Annotated in this window: 24 protein-coding genes; 21 read left to right on the forward strand and 3 right to left on the reverse strand. The window is 75.0% G+C overall.

Going from position 1 to position 22,842, the window contains the following annotated elements; translation table 11 throughout:
* Window positions 1-169 precede the first annotated feature (169 nt).
* The 8 genes from GA0070622_RS16555 to GA0070622_RS16590 are packed head-to-tail and all read left to right on the forward strand — an operon-like array spanning window position 170 to window position 7,911.
* Window positions 170-532: a TcmI family type II polyketide cyclase gene (locus GA0070622_RS16555; RefSeq protein ID WP_091574131.1), complete on the forward strand. Its 363-nt coding sequence runs from the start codon at window positions 170-172 to the stop codon at window positions 530-532.
* Window positions 529-2,229 (forward strand): acetyl-CoA carboxylase carboxyltransferase subunit alpha, encoded by a 1,701-nt coding sequence (locus GA0070622_RS16560; protein WP_091574132.1) that lies wholly within the window; start codon window positions 529-531, stop codon window positions 2,227-2,229. Before GA0070622_RS16555 ends, GA0070622_RS16560 begins: the two co-directional genes overlap by 4 nt.
* The gene (accB, locus tag GA0070622_RS16565) at window positions 2,229-2,702 is read left to right on the forward strand and encodes an acetyl-CoA carboxylase biotin carboxyl carrier protein (RefSeq protein ID WP_091574133.1); all 474 of its coding nucleotides are present in this window, start codon (window positions 2,229-2,231) and stop codon (window positions 2,700-2,702) included. Before GA0070622_RS16560 ends, accB begins: the two co-directional genes overlap by 1 nt.
* A complete protein-coding gene (locus tag GA0070622_RS16570; protein ID WP_091574134.1) occupies window positions 2,702-4,288 on the forward strand; it encodes an acetyl-CoA carboxylase biotin carboxylase subunit in 1,587 nt (528 codons plus the stop codon). Before accB ends, GA0070622_RS16570 begins: the two co-directional genes overlap by 1 nt.
* A complete protein-coding gene (locus GA0070622_RS16575) occupies window positions 4,285-4,992 on the forward strand; it encodes an SRPBCC family protein (RefSeq protein ID WP_091574135.1) in 708 nt (235 codons plus the stop codon). The genes GA0070622_RS16570 and GA0070622_RS16575 overlap by 4 nt, the downstream gene beginning before the upstream one ends.
* Window positions 4,989-5,399, forward strand: a complete 411-nt coding sequence (locus tag GA0070622_RS16580; protein WP_091574136.1) for a cupin domain-containing protein — start codon at window positions 4,989-4,991, stop codon at window positions 5,397-5,399. Before GA0070622_RS16575 ends, GA0070622_RS16580 begins: the two co-directional genes overlap by 4 nt.
* A complete protein-coding gene (locus GA0070622_RS16585) occupies window positions 5,396-6,667 on the forward strand; it encodes a beta-ketoacyl-[acyl-carrier-protein] synthase family protein (RefSeq protein ID WP_091574137.1) in 1,272 nt (423 codons plus the stop codon). The genes GA0070622_RS16580 and GA0070622_RS16585 overlap by 4 nt, the downstream gene beginning before the upstream one ends.
* A complete protein-coding gene (locus GA0070622_RS16590; protein WP_091574138.1) occupies window positions 6,664-7,911 on the forward strand; it encodes a beta-ketoacyl synthase N-terminal-like domain-containing protein in 1,248 nt (415 codons plus the stop codon). Before GA0070622_RS16585 ends, GA0070622_RS16590 begins: the two co-directional genes overlap by 4 nt.
* Before the next feature lie 27 nt (window positions 7,912-7,938).
* Here the strand turns inward: GA0070622_RS16590 and GA0070622_RS16595 are convergent, their stop codons facing one another.
* A complete protein-coding gene (locus tag GA0070622_RS16595; protein WP_091574139.1) occupies window positions 7,939-8,379 on the reverse strand; it encodes a GNAT family N-acetyltransferase in 441 nt (146 codons plus the stop codon).
* A gap of 256 nt (window positions 8,380-8,635) precedes the next feature.
* On the opposite strand from GA0070622_RS16595, the gene GA0070622_RS16600 reads away from it, so the two are divergent.
* Complete coding sequence (locus tag GA0070622_RS16600; RefSeq protein WP_091574140.1) at window positions 8,636-10,033, forward strand: class I adenylate-forming enzyme family protein; 1,398 nt, start codon at window positions 8,636-8,638, stop codon at window positions 10,031-10,033.
* 8 nt (window positions 10,034-10,041) lie between these two features.
* On the opposite strand, the gene GA0070622_RS16605 is transcribed toward GA0070622_RS16600, so the two are convergent.
* The gene (locus GA0070622_RS16605; protein WP_091574141.1) at window positions 10,042-10,647 is read right to left on the reverse strand and encodes a 4'-phosphopantetheinyl transferase family protein; all 606 of its coding nucleotides are present in this window, start codon (window positions 10,645-10,647) and stop codon (window positions 10,042-10,044) included.
* Between the two features lie 17 nt (window positions 10,648-10,664).
* On the opposite strand from GA0070622_RS16605, the gene GA0070622_RS16610 reads away from it, so the two are divergent.
* The 12 genes from GA0070622_RS16610 (at window position 10,665) to GA0070622_RS16665 (ending at window position 22,019) form a co-directional block, all read left to right on the forward strand.
* Entirely contained in the window at window positions 10,665-10,928 is a 264-nt protein-coding gene (locus tag GA0070622_RS16610) for an acyl carrier protein (protein ID WP_091574142.1), read from the forward strand.
* Window positions 10,928-11,173, forward strand: coding sequence for a hypothetical protein (locus GA0070622_RS16615; RefSeq protein WP_091574143.1), 246 nt, complete (start codon window positions 10,928-10,930; stop codon window positions 11,171-11,173). The genes GA0070622_RS16610 and GA0070622_RS16615 overlap by 1 nt, the downstream gene beginning before the upstream one ends.
* Complete coding sequence (locus tag GA0070622_RS16620) at window positions 11,166-12,296, forward strand: beta-ketoacyl-[acyl-carrier-protein] synthase family protein (RefSeq protein WP_091574144.1); 1,131 nt, start codon at window positions 11,166-11,168, stop codon at window positions 12,294-12,296. Before GA0070622_RS16615 ends, GA0070622_RS16620 begins: the two co-directional genes overlap by 8 nt.
* Before the next feature lie 119 nt (window positions 12,297-12,415).
* Window positions 12,416-12,916: a beta-ketoacyl synthase chain length factor gene (locus GA0070622_RS16625; RefSeq protein ID WP_091577519.1), complete on the forward strand. Its 501-nt coding sequence runs from the start codon at window positions 12,416-12,418 to the stop codon at window positions 12,914-12,916.
* On the forward strand, window positions 12,913-14,532 hold the full coding sequence (locus GA0070622_RS16630; protein WP_091574145.1) for a class I adenylate-forming enzyme family protein: 1,620 nt from the start codon (window positions 12,913-12,915) through the stop codon (window positions 14,530-14,532). The genes GA0070622_RS16625 and GA0070622_RS16630 overlap by 4 nt, the downstream gene beginning before the upstream one ends.
* A complete protein-coding gene (locus GA0070622_RS16635) occupies window positions 14,529-15,794 on the forward strand; it encodes a beta-ketoacyl-[acyl-carrier-protein] synthase family protein (RefSeq protein ID WP_091574146.1) in 1,266 nt (421 codons plus the stop codon). Before GA0070622_RS16630 ends, GA0070622_RS16635 begins: the two co-directional genes overlap by 4 nt.
* A gap of 64 nt (window positions 15,795-15,858) precedes the next feature.
* Window positions 15,859-16,956, forward strand: coding sequence for a 4-hydroxyphenylpyruvate dioxygenase (hppD, locus tag GA0070622_RS16640; RefSeq protein ID WP_091574147.1), 1,098 nt, complete (start codon window positions 15,859-15,861; stop codon window positions 16,954-16,956).
* A 53-nt stretch (window positions 16,957-17,009) separates the two neighbouring features.
* Window positions 17,010-17,933, forward strand: a complete 924-nt coding sequence (locus GA0070622_RS16645; protein ID WP_091577522.1) for a phytanoyl-CoA dioxygenase family protein — start codon at window positions 17,010-17,012, stop codon at window positions 17,931-17,933.
* A 2-nt stretch (window positions 17,934-17,935) separates the two neighbouring features.
* Complete coding sequence (locus GA0070622_RS16650; protein WP_091574148.1) at window positions 17,936-18,733, forward strand: DUF3050 domain-containing protein; 798 nt, start codon at window positions 17,936-17,938, stop codon at window positions 18,731-18,733.
* Window positions 18,730-19,701, forward strand: coding sequence for a thiamine pyrophosphate-dependent dehydrogenase E1 component subunit alpha (locus GA0070622_RS16655; RefSeq protein ID WP_091574149.1), 972 nt, complete (start codon window positions 18,730-18,732; stop codon window positions 19,699-19,701). Before GA0070622_RS16650 ends, GA0070622_RS16655 begins: the two co-directional genes overlap by 4 nt.
* Window positions 19,701-20,666, forward strand: a complete 966-nt coding sequence (locus GA0070622_RS16660; protein WP_091574150.1) for an alpha-ketoacid dehydrogenase subunit beta — start codon at window positions 19,701-19,703, stop codon at window positions 20,664-20,666. The genes GA0070622_RS16655 and GA0070622_RS16660 overlap by 1 nt, the downstream gene beginning before the upstream one ends.
* A gap of 3 nt (window positions 20,667-20,669) precedes the next feature.
* Window positions 20,670-22,019: a hypothetical protein gene (locus GA0070622_RS16665; RefSeq protein ID WP_091574151.1), complete on the forward strand. Its 1,350-nt coding sequence runs from the start codon at window positions 20,670-20,672 to the stop codon at window positions 22,017-22,019.
* On the opposite strand, the gene GA0070622_RS16670 is transcribed toward GA0070622_RS16665, so the two are convergent.
* Complete coding sequence (locus tag GA0070622_RS16670; RefSeq protein WP_091574152.1) at window positions 22,009-22,842, reverse strand: alpha/beta fold hydrolase; 834 nt, start codon at window positions 22,840-22,842, stop codon at window positions 22,009-22,011. The genes GA0070622_RS16665 and GA0070622_RS16670 overlap by 11 nt on opposite strands.

Here is a 22,842-nt window from a genome sequence, read left to right on the forward strand (position 1 = left end):
TTCGATCTTCCCATAGGTCACGCACAGTTTGCGTCAACGCAGCGTCACCATGATTGCGCTCTGATCGTGCCTGGTTGACGCCCGGGTGACGCCCCCGGCGGCACCGTGAGCCATCCGTGCGGCGCGACCGGTTCGCCGCGCACCGGGACGTACGCAGGGGAGGCCGCGAATGGACCGTTCGCTCATCGTCGCCAAGGTGGTGCCCACCGCCGAGGACCGGGTCGCCGAGATCTTCGCCGAGTCCGACGCGACCGAACTGCCCGGCCTGGTCGGCGTGCGGCACCGCTCCCTCTACCGGCTGCACGACCTCTACGTCCACCTGCTGGAGACGGAGTCGCCGGCGCAGGGCGCGGTCGAGGACGCGCGGGGGCATCCCGAGTTCGTCCGGATCAGCGAGCGGCTGCGGCCGTACATCTCGCCGTACCTGCCGACCTGGCGCTCGCCGCGCGACGCCATGGCGCACTGCTTCTACCGGTACGACGCCCCGGGTCACCAGGCCCACCGGTACGACGCCGCCGGGCGGCGGCCGTGACCACCACCGCGCCCCGGGACGAGCAGCTCTGGTCGCGGTGCGACGGCTGCGCCTCGCTGCTCTACCGCAAGCGGCTGCGCCGCAACCTGGACGTCTGCCCGGAGTGCGGCTCGCACACCCGGCTGGACGCGCCGGACCGGGTGGCGCAGCTGGTCGACCCGGACTCGTTCACCCCGCTGCCGGACCGGGCGGTACGGGTGGACCCGATCGACTTCGTCGACGCGGTGCCGTACCCGCACCGGCTCGGCGCGGCGCGCGCGGGCACCGGCCTGGACGAGGCGGTGCTCTGCGGCACCGCCCGGCTGGGCGGGCACCCGGTGGCGCTGGCGGTGATGGACTTCCGGTTCCTCGGCGGCAGCCTCGGCTGCGCGGTCGGCGAGCTGATCACCCGCACCGCCGAGCGGGCGTTGGCCGACGGCTGCCCGTTGGTGCTGGTCACCGCGTCCGGCGGGGCGCGGATGCAGGAGGGCGCGCTGTCGCTGATGCAGATGGCCACGGTCAGCCAGGCCCTCGCGGGGCTGCGCGAGGCGGGACTGCTGACGGTCAGCGTGGTCACCGACCCCACGTACGGCGGGGTGGCCGCCTCGTTCGCCACCAACACCGACGTCGTGCTCGCCGAGAGCGGCGCGCGGTTGGGTTTCGCCGGTCCGCGGGTGATCCGCCAGGTGACGGGCGCCGCGTTGCCCGAGGGCTTCCAGACCGCGGAGTACCTGCTGCGCCACGGCCAGGTCGACATGGTGGTGCCCCGGCACGCGCTGCGGGGACGCCTGACCGCGCTGCTCGCCGCCGCCGACGCCGGCCGGCGACCGCCGGCGCACCGGCCCGCGCCGGCGCCGCCGCCGCGTCCGGCCGCCTCGGCGCCCCGCGACGCCTGGGAGACGGTACGCGTGGCCCGGCACCCGGGCCGGCCGACCACCCTCGACTACCTGGAGACCGCGTTCGACGGGTTCGTCGAGCTGCACGGCGACCGGCTCGGCGCGGACTGCCCGGCGATCGTCGGCGGCATCGCCCGCCTGGACGGGCGGCCGGTGATGGTGATCGGCCACCAGAAGGGACACACCACCGCCGAGCTGGTGGCGCGCAACTTCGGCATGGCCAGCCCGGCCGGGCACCGCAAGGCGTTGCGGCTGGCGCGCCTGGCGGCCCGGCTCCGGCTGCCCGTGGTGACGCTGGTGGACACGCCGGGCGCCGACCCGGGGGTGACCGCCGAGCAGCAGGGCCAGGCGGCGGCGATCGCGGAGAACATCCTCGCGCTGAGCGTCCTGCCCACCCCGGTGGTCGCGGTGGTCACCGGAGAGGGCGGCAGCGGCGGCGCGCTGGCGCTCGCGGTCGCCGACCGGGTGCTCATGCTGGAGCACGCCGTCTACTCGGTGATCAGCCCGGAGGGCTGCGCCGCGATCCTCTGGCCGGACAGCTCCGCCGCGCCGCAGGCCGCCCGGGCGCTGCGCCTCACCGGCGCCGACCTGTGCCGCCTCGGCGTGGTCGACGAGCTGGTGCCCGAGCCGTACCCGGCCGCGCACGGCGACCCGGTGGGCGCGGCGGAGCTGCTCGGCCGGGCGGTCGCGGCGAACCTCGCCCCGCTGCTCTCGGTGCCCCCGGCCACGCTGGTACGCCGCCGCCGGCAGCGCTTCCGCCGCTTCGGCGCGGCCCGCTCCACGGCGACCCCGCCGGTCGACGGCCGGGCGGAGGTGGCGTGATGGCGGACGCCGGACCCGAGCAGGTGTTGGACGGGCTGCGCCGGCAGGCCCGCAAGCTGGTCGCCGACCTCGACGGGCCGGTGCGCCGGGTGCGGCTGCGCAGCGGCGAGGCGCTGCTGGAGGTCGAGTGGCACGATCCGGTGCCGCCGCCGAGGACGGGCGCCGACCCCGCCGCGCCGCCCGGGGAACCGGCCGCGCAGGCGGCGCCGGCGACCGACCGGGCGACGGTACGGGCCCCGGTGGTCGGCACGTTCTACCGCGCCCCCGAGCCCGGGGCGATGCCGTTCGTCGCGGTCGGCGACCTGGTCCGGCCGGGCCAGGTGATCGGCATCGTCGAGGCCATGAAGCTGATGAACGAGGTGACCGCCGGCCAGGCCGGACGGGTGGCCGAGGTGCTGGTGGAGGACGGCAAGCCCGTCGAGTACGACCAGCCGCTGATCGCCCTGGACCCGATCACCGGACGGGACGCCTGATGTTCGACAAGGTGCTGATCGCCAACCGCGGCGAGATCGCGTTGCGGGTGCTGCGCGCCTGCCGGGAGATGGGCGTACGGACGGTGGTGGTGCACTCCAGCGCCGACGCCGACTCGCTGCCGGTGCGGCTGGCCGACGAGGCGGTACGGATCGGGCCGGCGGCCAGCCGGCGCAGCTACCTCAACGCCGCCGCGATCGTGGAGGCCGCCCGGCAGACCGGCGCGCAGGCCGTCCACCCCGGCTACGGCTTCCTCTCCGAGGACGCCGACTTCGCCGAGATCTGCGCCGAGAACGGGCTGGTCTTCATCGGCCCGCCGCCACAGGTGATGGCCGCGCTGGCGGACAAGTCCACCGCCCGCGCGTTGATGAGCGGCGCCGGCCTGCCGCTGCCGCCGGGCAGCGTGCGGACGCTGCCGACCGCCGCCGAGGCCCAGGAGGTGGCCGCCGAGGTCGGCTACCCGGTCATCGTGAAGGCCGCCGCCGGCGGGGGCGGGCGCGGGATGACGGTGGTGCGCACGGCCGCCGAGCTGCCCCGCGCGTACGCCCGCACCCGCGCCGCCGCGCAGGTCGCGTTCGGCGACGACCGGGTGTACGTCGAGCGGTACCTCGCCGACGCCCGGCACGTGGAGGTGCAGGTGCTCTGCGACGCGCACGGCAACGGCGTCCACCTGGGCACCCGGGACTGCTCGGTGCAGCGCCGGCACCAGAAGCTCATCGAGGAGGCGCCCGCGCCCGCGCTGCGACCGGCCACCCTGGACACGCTCGCCGAGGTCGCCCTGCGCGGCGCGCTGTCGGTCGGCTTCACCGGTGCCGGCACGGTCGAGTTCCTGGTGGACGAGGCGGAACGGGCCCACTTCCTGGAGATCAACTGTCGGATCCAGGTGGAGCATCCGGTGACAGAGATGATCACCGGCGTCGACCTGGTCCAGGAACAGTTGCACGTGGCCGCCGGCACGCCGTTGCGCCTGCGACAGTCCGACGTGCGGCCACACGGGGTGGCGATCGAGTGCCGGGTCAACGTGGAGGACCCGGACCGCGACTTCGCGCCCGCACCCGGCCGGCTGGAGCGGTTCCGGCCGCCGGGCGGCCCGTTCACCCGGGTCGACACGCACGGCCACGTCGGCTACCTGGTCAGCCCGCACTACGACTCGCTGCTGGCCAAGGTGGCGGTCTGGGCACCCGACCGGGACGCCGCGCTGGACCGGCTCGACCGGGCGCTGGCCGAGTTCGACGTGGCCGGCCCGGGGGTGCGCACGACCATCCCGTTCGCCCGGCGGGTGCTGCGCGATCCCGCGTTCCGGACCGCCCGGCACACCACCGGCCTGGTCGAACGCCTGCTCGCCCCGCCCGCCGAGAACACCGGCGGCGCCGGGCCCGTCGAGATCGCCGACATCTCCCCGCCGGGGGACGCCGACGGCGCCCCGCCCGCCCACGGCGCCCCGCCCGCCCACGGCGCCGCGGCCGACGCCGCCCTACCGAGGTTGCGCTCGGCGGTGCCCGACCCGCGCGCCGAGACCGACCCGGCCGGCCGTACCCCCGTTCCCGCCGCGCCCGCCGCCGGCCCGACCACCTGGAGGAACCGATGACCGTCGCCCCCGACCGCCCGCTCGCCAGCGAGATCACCGACATCCTGGTGACGCACTGCGGCCTGGACCCCGACGCCGCCGCCAGCACCCCGGCCGCGAGCCTGGAGGAGCTGGGCATGGACTCCCTGGCGCTGCTCGAACTCTCCGCGGTCGTGGCCGACCGGTGGCGGGTGAAGATCCCCGAACAGGCCGGCCAGCTCAGCATCGCCGGCGTCGCCGACCTGGTGGCCCGCAGGGCGGACCCGCCCGGGCACACCGAGAACGCGATCGACATCGACGCGCCGCTGCCGCTGGTCTGGGACATCACCAACGACGTGGCCCGGTGGACCGAGCTGTTCACCGAGTACGCGCTGGTGGAGATCCTGCACGCGGAGGGGGACACGGTCCGCTTCCGGCTCACCATGCACCCGGACTCCAACGGCGTGGCGTGGAGCTGGGTCAGCGAGCGCACCGCCGACCCGGCGACCCGGCAGGTGCACGCCCGCCGCGTCGAGACCGGGCCGTTCGAGTACATGCGCATCCACTGGCGGTACGAGGAGGTCGACGGCGGCACCCGGATGACCTGGGTGCAGGACTTCGCGATGAAGCCCACCGCGCCGGTCGACAACGCCGGCATGACCAACCGGATCAACACCAACAGCAAGGTCCAGCTCGCCGTGATCAAGGAGCGGATCGAGCGGGCGCACACGGGAGGCGCGCGATGACCGACATCACCACCGCCCGGGTCTCCGTCCACGACGTGTCCGCCGACCGCCGTCGCGGCGGGGAGCTGCGGGTGCTGCTCGGCCCGAAGACCGTCGGCAGCACCTCCGGCTTCATGGGCGTGGCCGCGCTCGCGCCGGGGGAGCGGATCGCCGAGCACTACCACCCGTACAGCGAGGAGTTCCTCTACGTGGCGCGCGGCGCGATCACCGTCGACCTGGACGACGTCGAGGTGCCGCTGGCCGCCGGGGAGGCGCTCTACGTGCCGAAGTACGTGCGGCACCGGCTGCGCAACACCGGCGACGAGCCCGCCGAGGTGGTCTTCCACCTGGGGCCGCTCGCGCCCCGACCGGAACTCGGCCACGTCGACACCGAGAGCGCCGCCCCACCACCGCGGGAGCCGTCGTGACCGGCCGGCGCACCGTGGTCACCGGCGTCGGCGTGGTCGCGCCCGGCGGCGCCACCCGGGACCGCTTCTGGAAGACCATCACCGAGGGGCGGACCGCCACCCGACGGATCAGCTTCTTCGACCCGTCGCCGTTCCGCTCGCAGATCGCCGCCGAGTGCGACTTCGACCCCGACGCCGCCGGGATCACGCTGGCCGAACGGCAGCGCGCCGACCGGTACGTGCAGTTCGCGCTCGCCTGCTCCGCCGAGGCGCTCGCGGACAGCGGGTTGACGCTCACCGACGCCGAGCGGGAGCGGGCCGGCGTGGTGCTCGGCACCGCCGTCGGCGGCACCATGGCCCTGGAGCAGGAGTACGTCCGGGTCAGCGACTCCGGCCGGCACTGGCTGGTCGACCACGCCCTCGGCGGGCCGTACCTCTACCAGGCGCTGGTGCCCAGCAGCCTGGCCGCCGACGTGGCCTGCCGGCACGGGCTGCACGGCCCGGCCCAGGTGGTCTCCACCGGCTGCACCTCCGGCATCGACGCGATCGGCTACGCCCACCAGCTCGTCGCTGACGGCGAGGCCGACGTGGTGCTCGCCGGGGCCGCCGACTCGCCGATCTCCCCGGTCACCGTCGCCTCGTTCGACGCGATCGGCGCGACCAGCCCGGACAACGACGACCCGGAGCACGCGTCCCGGCCGTTCGACGCCGACCGGCACGGGTTCGTCCTCGCCGAGGGCGCGGCGGTGCTGGTGCTGGAGGAGGCCGAGCACGCCCGCCGCCGGGGCGCGCACGTCTACTGCGAGGTCGCCGGCTACGCCAGCCGCAGCAACGGCTTCCACATGACCGGCCTGCGTCCGGACGGCGCCGAGATGGCGGTGGCCATCACCGATGCGCTGCGCCAGGCCCGGCTCGCCCCCTCGGCCGTGTCGTACGTCAGCGCGCACGGCTCCGGCACGCGGCAGAACGACCGGCACGAGACGGCCGCGTTCAAGCGGGCGCTCGGCCCGGCCGCGTACCGGGTGCCGATCAGCTCGATCAAGTCGATGGTCGGCCACTCGCTCGGCGCGATCGGCTCGATCGAGATGGCCGCCTGCGCGCTGGCCATCGAGTACGGCGTGGTTCCGCCGACCGCCAACTGGGCCACCCGCGACCCGGAGTGCGACCTGGACTACGTGCCGAACGAGGCCCGGGAGGTGCCGGTGGACGTGGCGTTGTCGGTGGGCAGCGGCTTCGGCGGCTTCCAGTCCGCGATGGTCTTCCGTCGGATGGCGGTGGCGCTGCCATGACGGCGCGGGCGGTGGTGACCGGCATCGGCGTGGTCGCGCCGAGCGGCGTCGGCACGGACGCGCACTGGGCCACCGTGCTGGCCGGCACCCGGCGCACCGGCCCGATCACGCTGTTCGACCCGGCGCGCTACCCGACCCGGGTGGCCGGCGAGGTGGTCGACTTCGACCCGGCCGGGTTCACCGACCCCCGGCAGCGGGTGCAGACCGACCGCTGGACCCACCTCGGCTTCGCCGCCACCCGGCTGGCGCTGGCCGACGCCGGCCTGCCCGAGGTGTCACCCGACCCGTACGGCTGGGCGGTCACGCTGGCCAGCTCGTCCGGCGGGAACCTGTTCGGGCAGCGGGAGCTGCAACGGCTCTGGGGCGGCCCGACCCGCACGGTCGGGGCGTACCAGTCGATCGCCTGGTTCTACGCGGCCAGCGTCGGGCAGCTGTCGATCCGGCACCAGTTCAAGGGGCCGTCCGGGGTCACCGTGTCCGAGTCGGCCGGCGGGCTGGACAGCCTGGCGCACGCGGTGCGCACCATCCGCCGGGGCACGCCGGTGGTCGTCGCCGGGGCGACCGAGTGCCCGCTGAGCCCGTACGCGCTCGCCTGCCAACTGCGCTCCGGGCTGCTCAGCGACGTCGCCGACCCGGAGCGCGCGTACCGGCCGTTCGACGCCGCGGCCAGCGGGTACGTGCCGGCCGAGGGCGGCGCGGTGTTCGTGGTGGAGGAGCTGGGGCATGCGCTGGGTCGGGGCGCGCGGATCTACGGGGAGATCACCGGCTGGGCGGCCACCCACGACGCCGCCCCCACCGACCCGGAGGCCGGACCCGACCCGACCCACTACGCCCGGGCGCTGCGCCTGGCCCTGGACCGGGCCGCGGTCCGCCCGCACGACGTGGACGTGATCTGGCCGGACGCGCTCGGTGTGCCGGCGTACGACCGGGCCGAGGCGAGCGCGCTGCGGACCGTGTTCGGCGACCGGACCCCGCCGGTGACCACGCAGAAGCCGTTGACCGGCCGGGCCCACCAGGGCGGGTCGGCGCTGGACGCGGCCACCGCGCTGCTGGCGTTCCAGCGGGGCGTGCTGCCCGTCTCCGCCGGCCCGGACGACCCCGCGCCCGGGTGCGAGCTGACCTTCCTGCGCGAGCCCCGCCGGCCGCGCAGCCGGATCGCGCTGGTCGGCGCGCGCGGCTTCGACGGGTTCAACAGCGCGCTGGTGCTGCGCGGCGCCGCGCCCCCGCCGACCGGGGAGGGCTGACCGGGCAGCCCGCTCCGGTGTGCCGGGTCACGACGGCCGCGCCGCCAGGTAGGCCGTCTTGGCGTCGCCGGAGAACCCGCAGGCCCGGTAGAAGGCGTGGGTCGCGGGCCGGCGTGACCCGGTCATGAGCATCGCCTTGTAACAACCGGCGTCCCAGGCGGCCTGGAGCGTGCCGGCCATGATCCGCTTGCCCAGACCGGTGCCGCGCCGCGACTCGTCGACGACGACGTTCTCGATGACCGCGTAGGGGGACGCCGATCGGCTGATGTTCGGGATCACGTTGAGGTACGTGGTGGCGACGACGGCCCCGTCCAGCTCGAGCACGAACAGGTACAGTCCCGCGGTGGCCAGGATCCGCGCGAAGGCCTGCGCGTCGGAGCCGTCGGTCAGGTGCGGGTCGTCGGGGTTCAACTGCCGGTAGAGGCGGACGATCTGCGCGAAGTCGTTGTGCCGGGCCACACGGAACATGCCCCGAGCGTAGCCATCGGCCGGACCGCGACGCACTGCGCGCAGCACAGCGTCGGGCGGCCGGCGGGCTACCTTGCCGGCGTGCGTCCGATCCTGCCTGTCCGATCGATCCTGGGCAATCCACCAGCCGCTGTTTTGGATCTAGCCATTTGCATCTGGCGATGCCGAGAAGGGCCGCCGTAGGGTTCCGTCAGCACCCCGAAAGACGTACCCGGTGGGCGGATCAGCCCACATCGAGGCTGGGCGGTGGCCGGTCGTGAGTGCACATCCCGTGGCGGACGATCCCGCGTCGACGACGGTGGACTGGGTGGACGACATCCTGTTCACCGGCCGCGACTCCGACGTGTGTCTCCGCCTGCCGGAGCCGGTCGACAAGGGCACGCTGCGCCGCCTCGTCGGCGAGGCGCAGGCCCGGCTGACCGGGGCCGGGCTGCGCCCGGGCGGCGCCGCGGCGCTGCGCCTGCCGCCCTCCCTGACGTACGTGGCGCACCTGCTGGCCACCTGGCGCGCCGGCGGCCAGGCCGTGCTGCTCGACCACCGGCTCACCGACCACGAGGTCGACCGGGCCCTGCGCCGGCTCACCCCGCAGGTGGTGGTCGCGCCGGTCCGCACCGGCGGCGGCGCGCTGCGCGTCTTCGTCGACGTCACCGCCGGCGTCACGTCCTACTCCGACCGTCCCGCCGGCAGCCCGCACGCGGTGATCCAGCTCAGCTCCGGCTCCACCGGCCCGTCCAAGGTGATCGGCCGCACCGCCGCCGACCTGGTCGCCGAGGTGCGCCGCTACACCCGGATCGACGGCGTCGCGCTGCCCGGCGAACGGATCATCCTGCTGCCGTCCATGGTGCACGTGCTCGGCCTGGTCGGCGGCCTGCTCTACGGCCTGCACGCCGGGGTCGAGCTGTGCCCGCCGGAGCGGCTCGGCGGCGACGCGATCCTCGCCGCGGTCGCCGCCCAGGACACCCCGGCCACCGTGCTCGGCGTGCCGTTCCACATCGGACTGCTCGCCTCCACCGTGCCCACCGGCCCGCTGCCGCAGCTGCGTCGCATGACCACCGGCGGCGAACTGGTCCCGGCCGCGGTCGCCCGGGCCTTCACCGACCGGTACGGCGTCCCCCTGGGCAACATGTACGGGATGACCGAGGTCGGGGTCATCGGCACCGACCTGTACGGCGCGCACCGCCCCGCCGTCGCCCCCGCCCCCGGCATCGAGGTGCGGGAACGCGACGGCGAGCTGTGGGTCAGCTGCCCGGCGAACCCGTACGTCGGGCTCGCCGACCCGACCCGCTGGGCCGACGGCTGGCTGCACACCCGCGACGCCGGCGCGGTCGACCCCGGGACCGGGCTGGTCACCGTGCGGGGGCGGCTCGACTCGCAGGTGTCGGTCGGCGGCCTCAAGGTCGACCTCACCGAGGTGGAGGCCACCGTGGCCGGGCTGCCCGGCGTCACCGCCGCCGTGGTGGTCTGGGACGACGGGATCAGCGCCTACGTGCAGACCGACGGCACACCCACCGAGGAGACGCTGGACATCCTGCTCGCCGAGCGGCTGGCCGGGTTCAAGCGGCCCCGCACGCTGCACCTGCTCGAACAACTGCCCCGCACCACCACCGGAAAGCTGGTCCGCGCGGTGCCGACCCTGCGCGAGGCGGCGTCGTGACCGGCCCGCTAGGCGAGCACGACCCCGACCGGCCCGGCGGCGCCGAGCACCGCGACCGCGAGCACCAGCTCGCCCCCGCCGGCGGGATGACCGACGCGCGCGTCCGGACACCCGGGGACCGGCCACAGCTCGCCGCCGCCCTGCGGGGGCGGCATCCGGCGGCGCAGCCCACCGCCACGCAGCCCCCGACCGAGCGCCTTACCGACCGCCTCCTTCGCCGTCCACAGGCGCAGGAAGTCCAGCTCCCGCCCGGTCTCGTCACGGGCCGCCAGCCAGTCCGCCTCGTCCGGGGCGTACCAGCGGCGGGCCAGGGACGTGGCGGGCAGCGGACGGCGCCGCTCCACGTCCACCCCGACCGGGCCGGCCGCCCGGGCGGCCACCACGACCACCCCGTCGATGTGGCTGACGCTGACCGGCAGCGTCCGCCCGTCGTCGGCGCGCACCTCCGGGCGCCCGCCGGGCCCCCGGTCCACCCCGATCCCCGCCTCGGGCCGGCCGAGCAACGCGCCACCCGCGCGCCTGAGCAACCGCCGCGTCAGCTCCCGCTGGTCGCCGGTGGCACGGCCGGTCCACACGTACACGGTGTCCCGACCGGGCACCGGTAGCTGGTTCACGGAAAGAGGTTAACCCCATGCGCGACGAGGTCCGCACCTTCGTCATCGAGCAGCTGGCCGACATGAACTACGACGTCGAGGACCTCGACGACGACACCACCCTGGGCCCGTCCGGCGTCGACCTGGAGTCGCTGGCCCTGGCCGACCTCGCGGTCCGGGTCGAGGACCGCTACGGCCTGAAGTTCGCCGACGACGAGTCGGAGAAGCTGGCCCTGATGACGGTCGGCGAGTTCACCACCATGGTCGCCGACCGCGCGGCCGCCGACGGCGACGACTCCTGATGTCCGGTCGGCCCGACCTGGGGCGAGCTGACCTGGTGAGCATGCTCGCCGAACTGACCGCGAAACCCGTCGACCGGGTGCCCGACCGGATCGGCTCCATGGAGCTGGCCTGGCTGGTCCACCTCGTCGAGCAGCGCTACGACCGCCGGCTGGAGCTGAGCGACGACCAGCTCGCCGGCATCCGCACCGTCGACGACGCGTTGGCGGTGTTCCGCAGCTCGCTGACCGCTCCCGCAGATGGCTGAGCGGGAGACCGTACGGATCACCGGCACGCACGCGCTCAGCGCCCTCGGCAGGGGCGCCGACGCGCTGCTGTCCGGGGTGCTCTCCGGCACCCCGGCGTTCGGGCCGGTGCGCCGCTTCGACACCGCCGGCCGCCGGGTCACCGTGGCGGCCACCCTGCCGGAGGTCGGCACGCTCGCCGCCGAACTCACCGACGCGATCGACGCCGCCGCCCGGGCCGCCGGGCTGGGCCGGGCCGACCGGGCCGGGTGCGCCCTGTTCCTGGCCACCCACGGCGGGCCGCACTCGCTGCCCGTACCCCAGGGGCGGGACGAGCCGACGGTGCCGGCGCTCGCCGGTCACCTGGCCGCCCGCTGCGGGCTCGGCGGGCCCACCCGGGTCTACACCACCGCCTGCGTCTCGGCCAGCACCGCGGTCGCCGACGCGGCCGCGCTGATCCGCCGCGGCGACCTGGACCGGGTCGTGGTCGCGGCCGGCTACCTGGTCGAACCCGACCAGTACGCGCTCTTCGACGCCGGCCGGGCGCTCGCCGCCGACGGCGCGGTCCGGCCGTTCAGCGCCGGCCGCACGGGGCTGCTGCTCGGCGACGGGGTGGCCGCGGTGGTGCTGGAGTCGGCGGGCGCCGCGGCCCGGCGGGACGCCGAGACGCTCGCGACGGTGGCCGGGTGGGGCCGGGCGGGGGACGCGTACCACCCGTGCCAGCCGCATCCGGACGGGACCGGGCTGGCCCGGGCGGTCGAGGCGGCGCTGCGCCGGGGCGGGCTGCCCCCGGACGCGGTCGGCTACGTCAACGCCAACGCCACCGGCACCCCGTTCAGCGACGCCTCCGAGGCGGCGGCGCTGACCCGGGTGTTCGGCGCGGACGCCGGCCGGCTGCCGGTCAGCTCCACCAAGTCGGTGCACGGGCACGCGCTGGAGGCGTCCGGGCTGCTGGAACTGCTGGTCACCGTGCTGGCCCTGCGGCACGGCAAGCTGCCGGTCACCGCCGGCTGGCTCGGCTGCGACCCGCGGTGCCCGCTGGACGTCATCCGCGACGCCCCCCGCCCCGCGCGTACCGCACACGCCCTGACCCTCAACGCCGCCTTCGGCGGCGCCAACACGGCCCTCCTGGTGAGCACCTCATGACCACCCCCACCCCCACCCCCCACCCTGGCTCCCCGCGATCTTGCACTTCCGGCCCCGGCGAAACGGGCACAACGCCCGCCGAGGGGGCACCAACCGCAAGATCGCGCAACGACGGGGTGGTGGTGCTCGCGGAGGCGCGGTGGCCCGAGGACGGGGGCGGGGGCGCGGGGGCGGCGGGGGTGCCGGGGTTCGTGCACTCGCCGTTCGCGCCGCTGGTGGTAGCGGTGGCGGAGCGGTGCCTCGCGCGGCGGTACGGGGACGGGCCGCTGCCCCCGGGCAACCGGACGGCGGTGGTGCTGGTCAGCGCCGGCGGGGACTCCGTCAGCGCGGCGCACGTGCGCGCCACGGTGGCCGCCGGTGGGCGGGTCGGGCCGCTGTTCTTCTTCCAGTCGGTGCCGAACAGCGTGGCCGGGCACGTCGCGGCGCGCCGGGGACTGGACGGGCCGGTGGTGTGCCTGAGCCCCACGGGGGACCCACGGGCCGAGGGTGAGGCCGAGGCGGACCTGCTGCTGCACGACGGCGACGCCGCGCAGGCGTTGCTGATCCTGATCGAACTGGCACCGGACGGCACGTCGGGCGAGGCGACCGCGGTGCTGCTGGGGGAGGAGACACGTCAATGAGGACGAAGGGACTGCGCGGCGCGCTCGCGGCCGACGCCGAGCTGGGCGCGGGCAACGTGCTCGCCCGGGTGCTGGCCCACGGCGCCGACCCGGACGGCCCGGGGCTCACGTTCGACACCGAGGTGGACGGCCACCCGGCCGAGACCCCGCTGACCCTGGGCCGGCTCGACCGGATGGTCGCCGCCCGGGCGGCCTGGCTGCACGAGCGCGGGGTGAAGCCACGCGACCCGGTGGCGGTCTGGGCCGGCACCGCCGCCGACATGGTGCTGTCGTTCCTGGCGCTGACCCGTCTCGGCGCGATCCCCGCGCTGATGAACGGCAGGCTGCGCCCGGAGATCGCCGCCGAGTACATCCGCCGGCTGCGGGCCGCCGGGGTGCTCGCCGACGCCGACCGGGCCACCGCCCTGGCCGGCCACGACCTGGGCGCGCCGATGCTCGGCGAGCCGGCACGGGCCGGCGCCGGCGACCCGGACGCCGCGCCCGCGCACTACCGGCACCACCCCGACGACCCGATCGTCATCACCCACACCTCCGGCACCACCGGCGTGCCGAAGGCGGTGCTGCACTCGCACGCCAGCCTCTTCGCCGCCACGCGGCACCTGCTGTCCATGCCGCAGGCGCAGGGCACCGGCCGGATCCTCAACGCGCTGCCCGCCCCGCACACCGCCACCGTGCTCATGGTCAACCAGGCGCTGGGCAACCGGGCGGAGATGTACCTGCTCTCCGAGCAGGGCGGCGAACGGGTGCTGGACGCGATCCAACGCTGGCGGCCCGACGGCGTCTTCGGGTTCTCCGTGACCTGGGCCGAGCTGGCCCGCTTCGACCTGTCCGGCTACGACCTGGACTCGGTGCGGCTGTGGTTCAACACCGGCGACTGCTCGCACGAGCCGCACGTGCGGCGGCTGGTCGCGGTCGGCTCCCGGGACGTGGTCACCCGCGACGGCGTCACCCGGGTGCCCGGCTCGGTCTTCATCGACGGGCTCGGCTCCAGCGAGATGGGGCATTCCATGTTCCACGTCACGCACACCGTCGACACCAACCGGTACGGGCGCTGCGTCGGCCGGCCGTACCGGTTCACGAAGGTGGCGGTGCTCGACGCCGAGGGCAACGAACTGCCCGCCGGCCAGGTCGGCTGGCTGGGCATCGACTCGCCGTCGCTGTTCCGCGGCTACTGGAACGACTCGGCCACCACCTACCGGTTCCGGCTGCGCGGCTGGTACCTCACCGGCGACCTGGTGTACGCCGACGACGACGGCCGCTACTACCACCTGGACCGGGCGGTCGACTCGGTCGAGGTCGGCGACGGGAAACGGTTCTTCACCGCGCTGTCCGAGGAGCGGATCCTCGCCGCCTGCGCCGACGTCACCGACTGCACGGTGGTGATCGTCAAGGCGGACGACGGCACGGTCACCACCGACGTGCTGCTGGAACTGGCCGCCGGGGCCGACCCGGACGCGGACCGCACCGCGCGCATTCGCGCCGCGCTCGGCCCGGACGTGGCCGCCACGCTGCGCCGGGTGGTGCCGGTCCGCGCCGACGACATCCCGGTCACCGTCACCGGCAAGGTCCGCAAGGTGGCGCTGCGCGAGCGCTACCTGACCGAGGCCCCGTCGTGACCGCGCTGATCACCGGCATGGGCCTGTTCACCCCGGCGGGGCGGGGCGTCGAGGAGACGTTCGCGGCGCTCCTGTCCGGCCGCTCCGGGCTGCGCCGCCCACCCGAGGGCCACCCGGCGCGGGACAGCCTGGAGGTCGCCGGGGTGCTGCCGGAGATCGACCCGCGCACCGTCGCGTCCGGGCCGGAGACCAGGGTGCTCGACCGGATCGTGCTGCTCGCCCTGCTCACCGCCGCCGAGGCGCTCGCCGACGCCGGGATCGAGGTGGGGCGCGACGTCGACCCGGACCGGATCGGGGTGATCATCGGCGGCGTCGGCGGGATGTCCACCCTGGAGAGCCAGGTGCTGGCCCGGGCCGCGCGCGGCCGGGCGGCGGTCAGCCCGTACCTGCTCACCGGGATCCTGCCGAACATGCCCTCGGCCCGCGTCGCGATCGCGCACGGCATCCGCGGCTACAGCTCGGCGGTCGGCACGGCCTGCGCCTCCGGCGCCCAGGCCGTCGCCGACGGGGTACGCCTCATCCGCGCCGGCGAGGCCGACGTGGTGGTGTGCGGGGCGAGCGAGGCGCCACTGTTCCCGACGTTCGCCGACACGTTCGGCAACGCCCGGGCGCTGGCCCGGGGCTGGGACGAACCCACCGAGGCGAGCCGGCCGTTCGACAAGCGGCGCAACGGGTTCGTGCTGGCCGAGGGCGCGGCGCTGCTGGTGCTGGAACGGGCCGGGCACGCCGCCGCCCGGGGCGCGACCGGCTACGCCGAGGTCGCCGGCTACGGGGTGAACACCGACGCCTACCACCCGACCGCGCCCCGGCCCGACGGCGCGGGCGCGGCCGCGTGCATGCGTCGGGCGCTGGCCGGCGCCGGTGTCGGGCCGGACGACGTCGGTTACGTCAACGCCCACGGCACCGGCACGAAACGCGGAGACGTCGCCGAGACCACCGCGCTGGCCGAGGTGTTCGGCGTCGGCGCGGTGCCGGTCAGCTCCACCAAGGCACTCACCGGGCACCTGCTCGGCGCCTCCGGGGTGCTGGAGGCCGCGGTCACCGCGCTGGCGCTCGGGCGCGGCCTGCTGCCGCCCACCTACCACCTGGACGACCCGGACCCGGAGTGCGAGGCGGACCACGTCCGCGCCGCGCCCCGGCCCACCCGGACCGACCACGCGCTGACGAACTCGTTCGGGTTCGGCGGCCAGAACGTCAGCCTGCTGCTGCGCCGGCTCCCGGAGCCGGCCCGCCGGGCCGCCACCCCGGTCGCCGCCGGCTGACCGTACTCCATCCCGGGCGTCCGCCCGGGTCGTGATCACGGGGGGAACAGGGGGAAACCCGTCCATGCACATCAACGGCATCGACCATCTCGAACTGTACGTGGGGGACGCCCGGCAGGCGGCCTTCTACTTCGACACCGCGGTCGGGTTCCGGCTGCGCGGCCAGGGCGGACCGGAGACCGGGCTGGCCGGGCAGCGCTCGCTGCTGCTGGCCCAGGCCGGCATCCGGCTGCTGCTGACCACCGGCCTGTCCGCCGAACATCCGGCCGCCACGTACGTGCACCGGCACGGCGACGGCATCGCGGTGGTCGCGCTGGCCGTCGACGACGCCGCCGGGGCGTACGCGGAGCTGGTGGCCCGGGGTGCGACCGGGGTGACGCCACCGCGCACCTTCACCGACGGGAAGGCCGAGGTGGTGCTCGCCGAGGTCGGCGGCTTCGGCGACGTGCTGCACCGCCTCGTCGAGCGGCGCGGTGACCACGACGTGTTCCTGCCCGGCGCGATCGAGCCGGTGGCCGCCCCGGACGGCGACGCGCTGCTGGCCGAGGTCGACCACCTGGCGGTCTGCGTGCCACCCGGGCAGCTCGACGAGACGGTCGCGCACTACGAGAAGGTGTTCGGCTTCGCCGAGATCTTCACCGAACACATCGAGGTCGCCGGCCAGGCGATGAACTCCAAGGTGGTGCAGAGCCCGTCCGGGCAGGTCACCTTCGTGCTGCTGGAGCCGGACACGGGCGCCCGGGCCGGGCAGATCGAGGACTTCCTGCGCTGGCACGCCGGCGCCGGGGTGCAGCACCTGGGGCTGCGCACCGACGACATCGTCACCGCGGTCGGCGCGCTCGCCGGCCGGGGGGTGCGGTTCGCCCGCACGCCCGGTGCCTACTACGACCACCTGGAACAGCGGGTCGGTCGGCTGGACGCGCCGGTGGACCGGCTGCGGGAGCTGAGCATCCTGGTCGACTCCGACCACGACGGGCAGCTGCTGCAGATCTTCACCGAGTCGATGCACGTGCGCCGCACCCTCTTCCTCGAACTCATCGAGCGGCGCGGGGCGCGCACCTTCGGCAGCGGCAACATCAAGGCGCTCTACGAAGCGAAGGAACGCGAACTGACCGCGGCGGGGGCGATCCCCGCCGCCGCGGCCGGAGGGGTGACGGCATGAGGGAACGCACCGAGCGAAGCGAGGGCCGTGAGGCCATGCCCGGCCGGCACGGCATGACCACCATCGATCCCGGACTGACCGCCGAGGAGGAGGCGCTGCTGCCCTCCGACGACGACGTCCGGCACTACGCCGAGCACGGCTGGTACCTGTCGAAGAAGCTGCTCACCGACGACGAGGTGGACGAGCTGGTCGCCGCCACCGACCGCTACTACGCCGGGGAACGCGACCGGCGGCTGCCGGTGCGCCCGCCGAAGCTCGCCTACTGGGAGCCGGCCAAAGGCGACGTGCAGCGGCACAACGACTACGTGCACCACGAGCACGACGGCATCGCCCGGATCCTGCGCAAGCCGCTGATCGGGGCGGTCGCCGCCCGGCTCGCGCGGGCCGCCGAGATCCGGGTCTTCCAGTCGACGCTGATCTGGAAGCCGCCGATCGCCGGCGAGCCGTCCAACATCGTGCCCTGGCACTTCGACAAGCACTACTGGGCGTCCTCGTCGTCGGAGCGCATGCTCACCGCGTTCATCCCGTTCCACGACTGCGGCGAGGAGATGGGCACCATCACCATGGTCGACGGCTCGCACCGCTGGCGGGAGATCGGCGCCGACGACACCGTGGTCCGGCACTTCGCCGACCGGGACCGCGGCCAGCTCGAGGCGATGCTCGCCGAGAACGCGGCCCACAACCACGCCGAGATCCGCAAGATCCCGATGGTGATCCCCAAGGGACACATGAGCTTCCACCACTGCCGCACCTACCACGGAAGCGGCGCGAACGTCAGCGGGCGCCCCCGGCGGGCGATCTCGCTGCACCTGCAGGACGGCGACAACGCCTGGCGGGAGTATCCGCTCTCCGACGGCACGCTCGCCGCGTACAACCACGACGTGCTGGTCCGCCGCACCCACGAGGGGCGGCCGGACTACGCGGACCCCGATTACTGCCCGGTCATCTGGCGCGACCGCGCCCAGCAGGGAGGCTGACAATGTCACGGTACGACTGGGGTAGGACGCACCCGGGCATCGAGCGGCTGGAGCGGGCGGTGACCGAGCGCCGCGACGTGGTGGTCAAGCACCCGCTCTACGCCAACCTGGACACCCACGACGCGCTCGTCACGTTCATGGAGCACCACGTCTTCGCGGTCTGGGACTTCATGTCCCTGCTGAAGTCGTTGCAGCGCCAGCTGACCTGCGTCACCGTGCCGTGGATCCCGACCGGTCCGACCGGCAGCCGCCGTCTGATCAACGACATCGTCATGGTCGAGGAGAGCGACGAGCTGGGCGAGGGCTACATCAGCCACTTCGAGCTGTACGTGCGGGGCATGACCGAGGCCGGCGCGGACACCACGGCGGTGGAGAAGCTGGTCGAGCTGCTGCGGGCCGGCCGGCCGGTGACCGAGGCGCTCGGCGCGGCCGGCGTGCCCGCGCCCTCGGCGGCGTTCGCCGGCACCACCTGGCGGATCATCGAGACCACCCCGGTGCACTGCCAGGCGGCTGCGTTCGCGTTCGGCCGGGAGGACCTCATCCCGGAGATGTTCACCCAGGTCGTCGCCGTCAACGAGCGCAGCAACCGGTTGAACACGTTCGTCGACTACCTGGAGCGGCACATCGAGGTCGACGGGGAGCAGCACACCCCGATGGCCATGCAGATGCTCGCCGACCTGTGCGGCGACGACGACACGAAGTGGCAGGAGTGCGCGGACACGGTGAACGCGGCGCTGACCGCCCGCGCCCGCCTCTGGGACGACATCCTCGCCGCGATCAAGGAGGGCCGTCCGGCGTGACCGACTCCGACCCGGTCCGGCTCTACCGGACGGTCCGGCTGATCCGCCGCTTCGAGGAGCGGGCGATCGAGCTGGTCGACTCCGGGGAGATCGTCGGCGGCATCCACCCGTACCTCGGGCAGGAGGGGGTGGCCGCCGGGGTCTGCGCGGCGCTCGCCGCCGACGACCTGGTCACCGGTACCCACCGCGGGCACGGGCACGTGCTGGCCAAGGGTGCCGACCCGGCCCGGATGCTGGCCGAGCTGTGCGGCCGGGTCACCGGGCTCAACCGGGGCCGGGGCGGGTCGATGCACGCCGCCGACTTCGGCGTCGGTGTGCTCGGCGCCAACGCCATCGTCGGGGCCGCCGGCGCGATCCTCACCGGTGCGGTGTGGGAGCGCCGGCGGCGCGGCGCCGACATCGTCGGCGCGACGTTCTTCGGCGACGGCGCGGTCAACGAGGGCATGCTGCTGGAGGCGTTCAACCTGGCCGCGCTCTGGCGGATACCGGTGCTGTTCGTCTGCGAGAACAACGGCTGGGCCACCACCATGCCGGTCGCCGGCGCGGTCGCCGGCACGATCGGCGGCCGGGCCGCCGCGTTCGGCATGCCGGCGGCCGCCGTCGACGGGCAGGACCCCGAGGCGGTACGCGAGGTCACCGCCGCCGCCGTCGCGCGGATGCGCGCCGGCGGCGGCCCCGAGCTGATCGAGGCGCACACCCACCGGTTCGACGCCCACCACACCTTCGAACACCGGGTACGCCTCGACTACCGCCCGCCCGAGGAGGTGGCGGCCGGGCGTTCCCGGGACCCGGTCGACATCCAGGGCGCCCGGCTGCCCCCGGCGGTACGCGCCGACGTCGACGCCGCCGTCGAGGCGGTCCTCGACGCGGCCGTCGACTTCGCGCTGGCCGGACCGCACCCCGACCCGGCGACCGCCCTGGACCACCTGTACGCCAGCGGGCTCACCGCCCGGACCGGAGGTGGCTGATGCCCCGGCTCTCCTACCGCAGGGCGCTCACCCGGGCGCTCGCCGACGAGATGACCCGCGACGAGTCGGTCGTGGTGCTCGGCGAGGACATCCGGGTGGCCGCCGCCAACGTCACCACCGGCCTGCTCAAGCGGTTCGGCCCGGACCGGGTCCGCGACACACCGCTGTCCGAGCAGGCGTTCACCAGCTTCGCCACCGGCGCGGCGCTGGCCGGGGCCCGCCCGGTGGTGGAGTTCCAGATCCCGTCGTTGCTGTTCCTGGTCTTCGAGCAGATCGTCAACCACGCGCACAAGTTCCCGCTGATGACCGGCGGCCAGTGCGCGGTGCCGGTCACCTACCTGGTGCCCGGCTCCGGCTCCCGTACCGGCTGGGCCGGGCAGCACTCCGACCACCCGTACGCGCTGTTCGCCCACGTCGGGGTGACCACCGTGGTGCCGGCCACCCCGGCCGACGCGTACGGCCTGCTGGTCTCCGCGATCCGCTGCGACGACCCGGTGGTGGTCTTCGCCCCGGCCGGCGCGCTCGACCTGCGGGCGGACGTCACCGACCTCGCGCCGGTGCCGTTGGGCCGGGGCGTGGTCCGCCGGCCGGGTGACGACGTCACCGTGGTCGCCGTCGGGCACCTGGTGCACGACGCGCTCGCGGTCGCCGACGAGCTGGCCGACCAGGCGTCGGTGGAGGTCTTCGACCCCCGCACGCTGTACCCGTTCGACTGGGACGGGCTGGTGGACTCGGTGACCCGTACCGGGCGTCTGGTCGTCGTCGACGACGGCAACCGGTCCTGCGGCATCGCCGGGGAGATCATCGCGACGGTGGTCGAGCGGGTCCGGCTGGCCGCGCCACCCCGCCGGGTCACCCGGCCCGACGGCGCCGTGCTGCCGTTCGCGCCGGCCCTGGACCGGGCCGTGCAGCCCGGCCGGGACCAGCTCGCCGCCGCCATCCAACTGACCCTCAAGGACGGATGAACCATGGACCCGAACTACCCGTGGCCGCCGCTCGGCCAGGCGTGGACCGACCTGCCCGAGTCCACCCGCGCGGCGATGGTGGCGGCCGGCGCCGAGACGTGGGAGAAGATCTTCCACGGCCGGGCCACCTACAACAGGCAGTGGCGGCTGGCCCGCCCGCCGGTGCTCACCGCGGACGCGTTCGGTGAGCTGAACGAGGTCTGCGACCGGATCGCCCAGCTCATCCTGGAGGCGTGCCGGCGCCGCGCCGGCACCGCCGGTGAGCTGCGCCGGCTGCTCGACGTGCCGGAGGGGGAGACCCGCCTGCTCGACCCGGACGAGGCGCTGCACGACGGGCTGCTCGCCGCGTACCGCCCGGACGTGCTCTTCTCCGGCGGCGTGCCGTGCATCGTGGAGTACAACATCGACAGCAGCCTCGGCGGCGGCTTCGACGCCGACACGGTGATCCAGCGCTACGCGGAGCTGTACCGCTCGCGCGACCTGCTCGACGGCCTGCGGCCTGCGCCGTCCCTGCTGGACCAGCGGTTCGTGGCGATCCGGGACACGCTCGGCCTGCCCGAGGGCGCCCGGGTGGCGCTGCTGATGGACTTCGAGGCGGACTATCCCGGGCTGGACGATCCGGAGACGTTCATCCGGATCCTCTCGCCGCTGGTCGACCAGGCCCGGCCGTTCGGCATCGACCTGGTCATCGCCCCGCTCGCCACCGCCACGCTGGACGAGGAGAGTCGGCTCGTCGTCGGCGGCGCGCCGGTGGACGCGCTGTTCCGGTTGTTCGTGCCGAACCGGGTCACGCCCAGCGCCGGCCTGGACGCGGTGGCCGGCGCGCTGGCCGCCGGGACGCTGCCGATGTTCGTCAGCAGCGCGGCCTGGCTGCTCAGCAACAAGCTCAATTACGCCTGGCTCTGGGCCGACCTCGACCTGCTGCCGGAGCCCGACCGGGCGTTGATCCGCCGGTACGTGCCGCACACCGTCGCGCTCACCGCCGACCAGCTCGACCGGGCGCTGGCCGGGCAGGCCGACCTGGTCGCTAAGCCGGCCGGCGGCTCGGCCGGGCACGGGGTGCTGATTGGCCGGGAGATGAGCGCGGTGGCCTGGGAGGACGGGGTGCGCGCCGCGATCGACGCGGGCGGCAACATCCTGCAGCGCTATCACGAGGCGGACCGGGTGGCGATGGACTTCGTGCAGATCGAGACCGGGGAGACGGTCAGCGCCGAGGTGCCCTGGAGCCTCGCCCCCTACCTGTTCGGGCGCACCGGCTCCGGCGCGCTGGCCCGGGTCGGCTATCCCGGCTGCGAGGGTGTGCTCAACCTGGCCCGGGGTGTCCTCATGACCGGCGTCCTCCTCACCGACTGACCCCGCCGGCGGCCGGGGTGGTGAAGAAGGCGGCCAGCGGGGTGGTGAGGGCCGGCGGGGCGACGGCGATGCCGTTGTGCGGGCTGCCGGGAACGCGCAGCGTGCGGGCCCGGGGGAGGACGGTGGCAAGGAGGTCGTTGGTCTCGGTGAAGAACGGTGCGGCCTTGGCTCCGCTGATCAGCAGCGTCTCGGCGGTGATGCCGGCGTACTGCTCGGCCGGCCCCTCGTGGGCCACGATCTGGCGTGACTCGACGAGCGTCATGCCCACCAGCGAACCCATCGTCCGGCCGACCTCGGTGCGCAGGAACGCACGGGTGAGGGCCGTGCGCACCGCCAGCGGAAGCCGGGACGCGGCGGACTGCGGGTTGACGGCGGCGGCCACGATCGCGAGGGCGCGGGCGGTGTCGCCGGCCCGGACGGCGGCCTCGGCCGGATCCAGGAACGCCGTCGACATGCCGTGGCCGTCGAGTCGCAGCGGGGCGTCGTAGACCGCGATCCGCTCCAGCGGCAGCCGCAGCGCGGCGCGCAGCACCACGAACGCGCCGTAGCTGTGCCCGATCGCCCAGTGGGTGCCGGTGTGCGCGAGCACCGCGCCGAGGTCGTCGATCTCCTGCTCCACCGTGTACGGCTCACGCCGTGGCGGCGCGTCCGCCCGACCCCGCCGGTTGTACAGGTGCACGGTGAACCGGTCGGCGAGCCGGGCGGCGAGGCGACGGTACTCCGCGATCGTCACCCCGCCGCCGTGCACCACCACGAGCCCCGGCCCGGTGCCCGTGGAGTGCACGACGATGCCCGCGCCGTCCGGCGCCGTGATCCGGTGCAT

The organism is Micromonospora sediminicola, from assembly GCF_900089585.1.
Lineage (GTDB): Bacteria > Actinomycetota > Actinomycetes > Mycobacteriales > Micromonosporaceae > Micromonospora > Micromonospora sediminicola.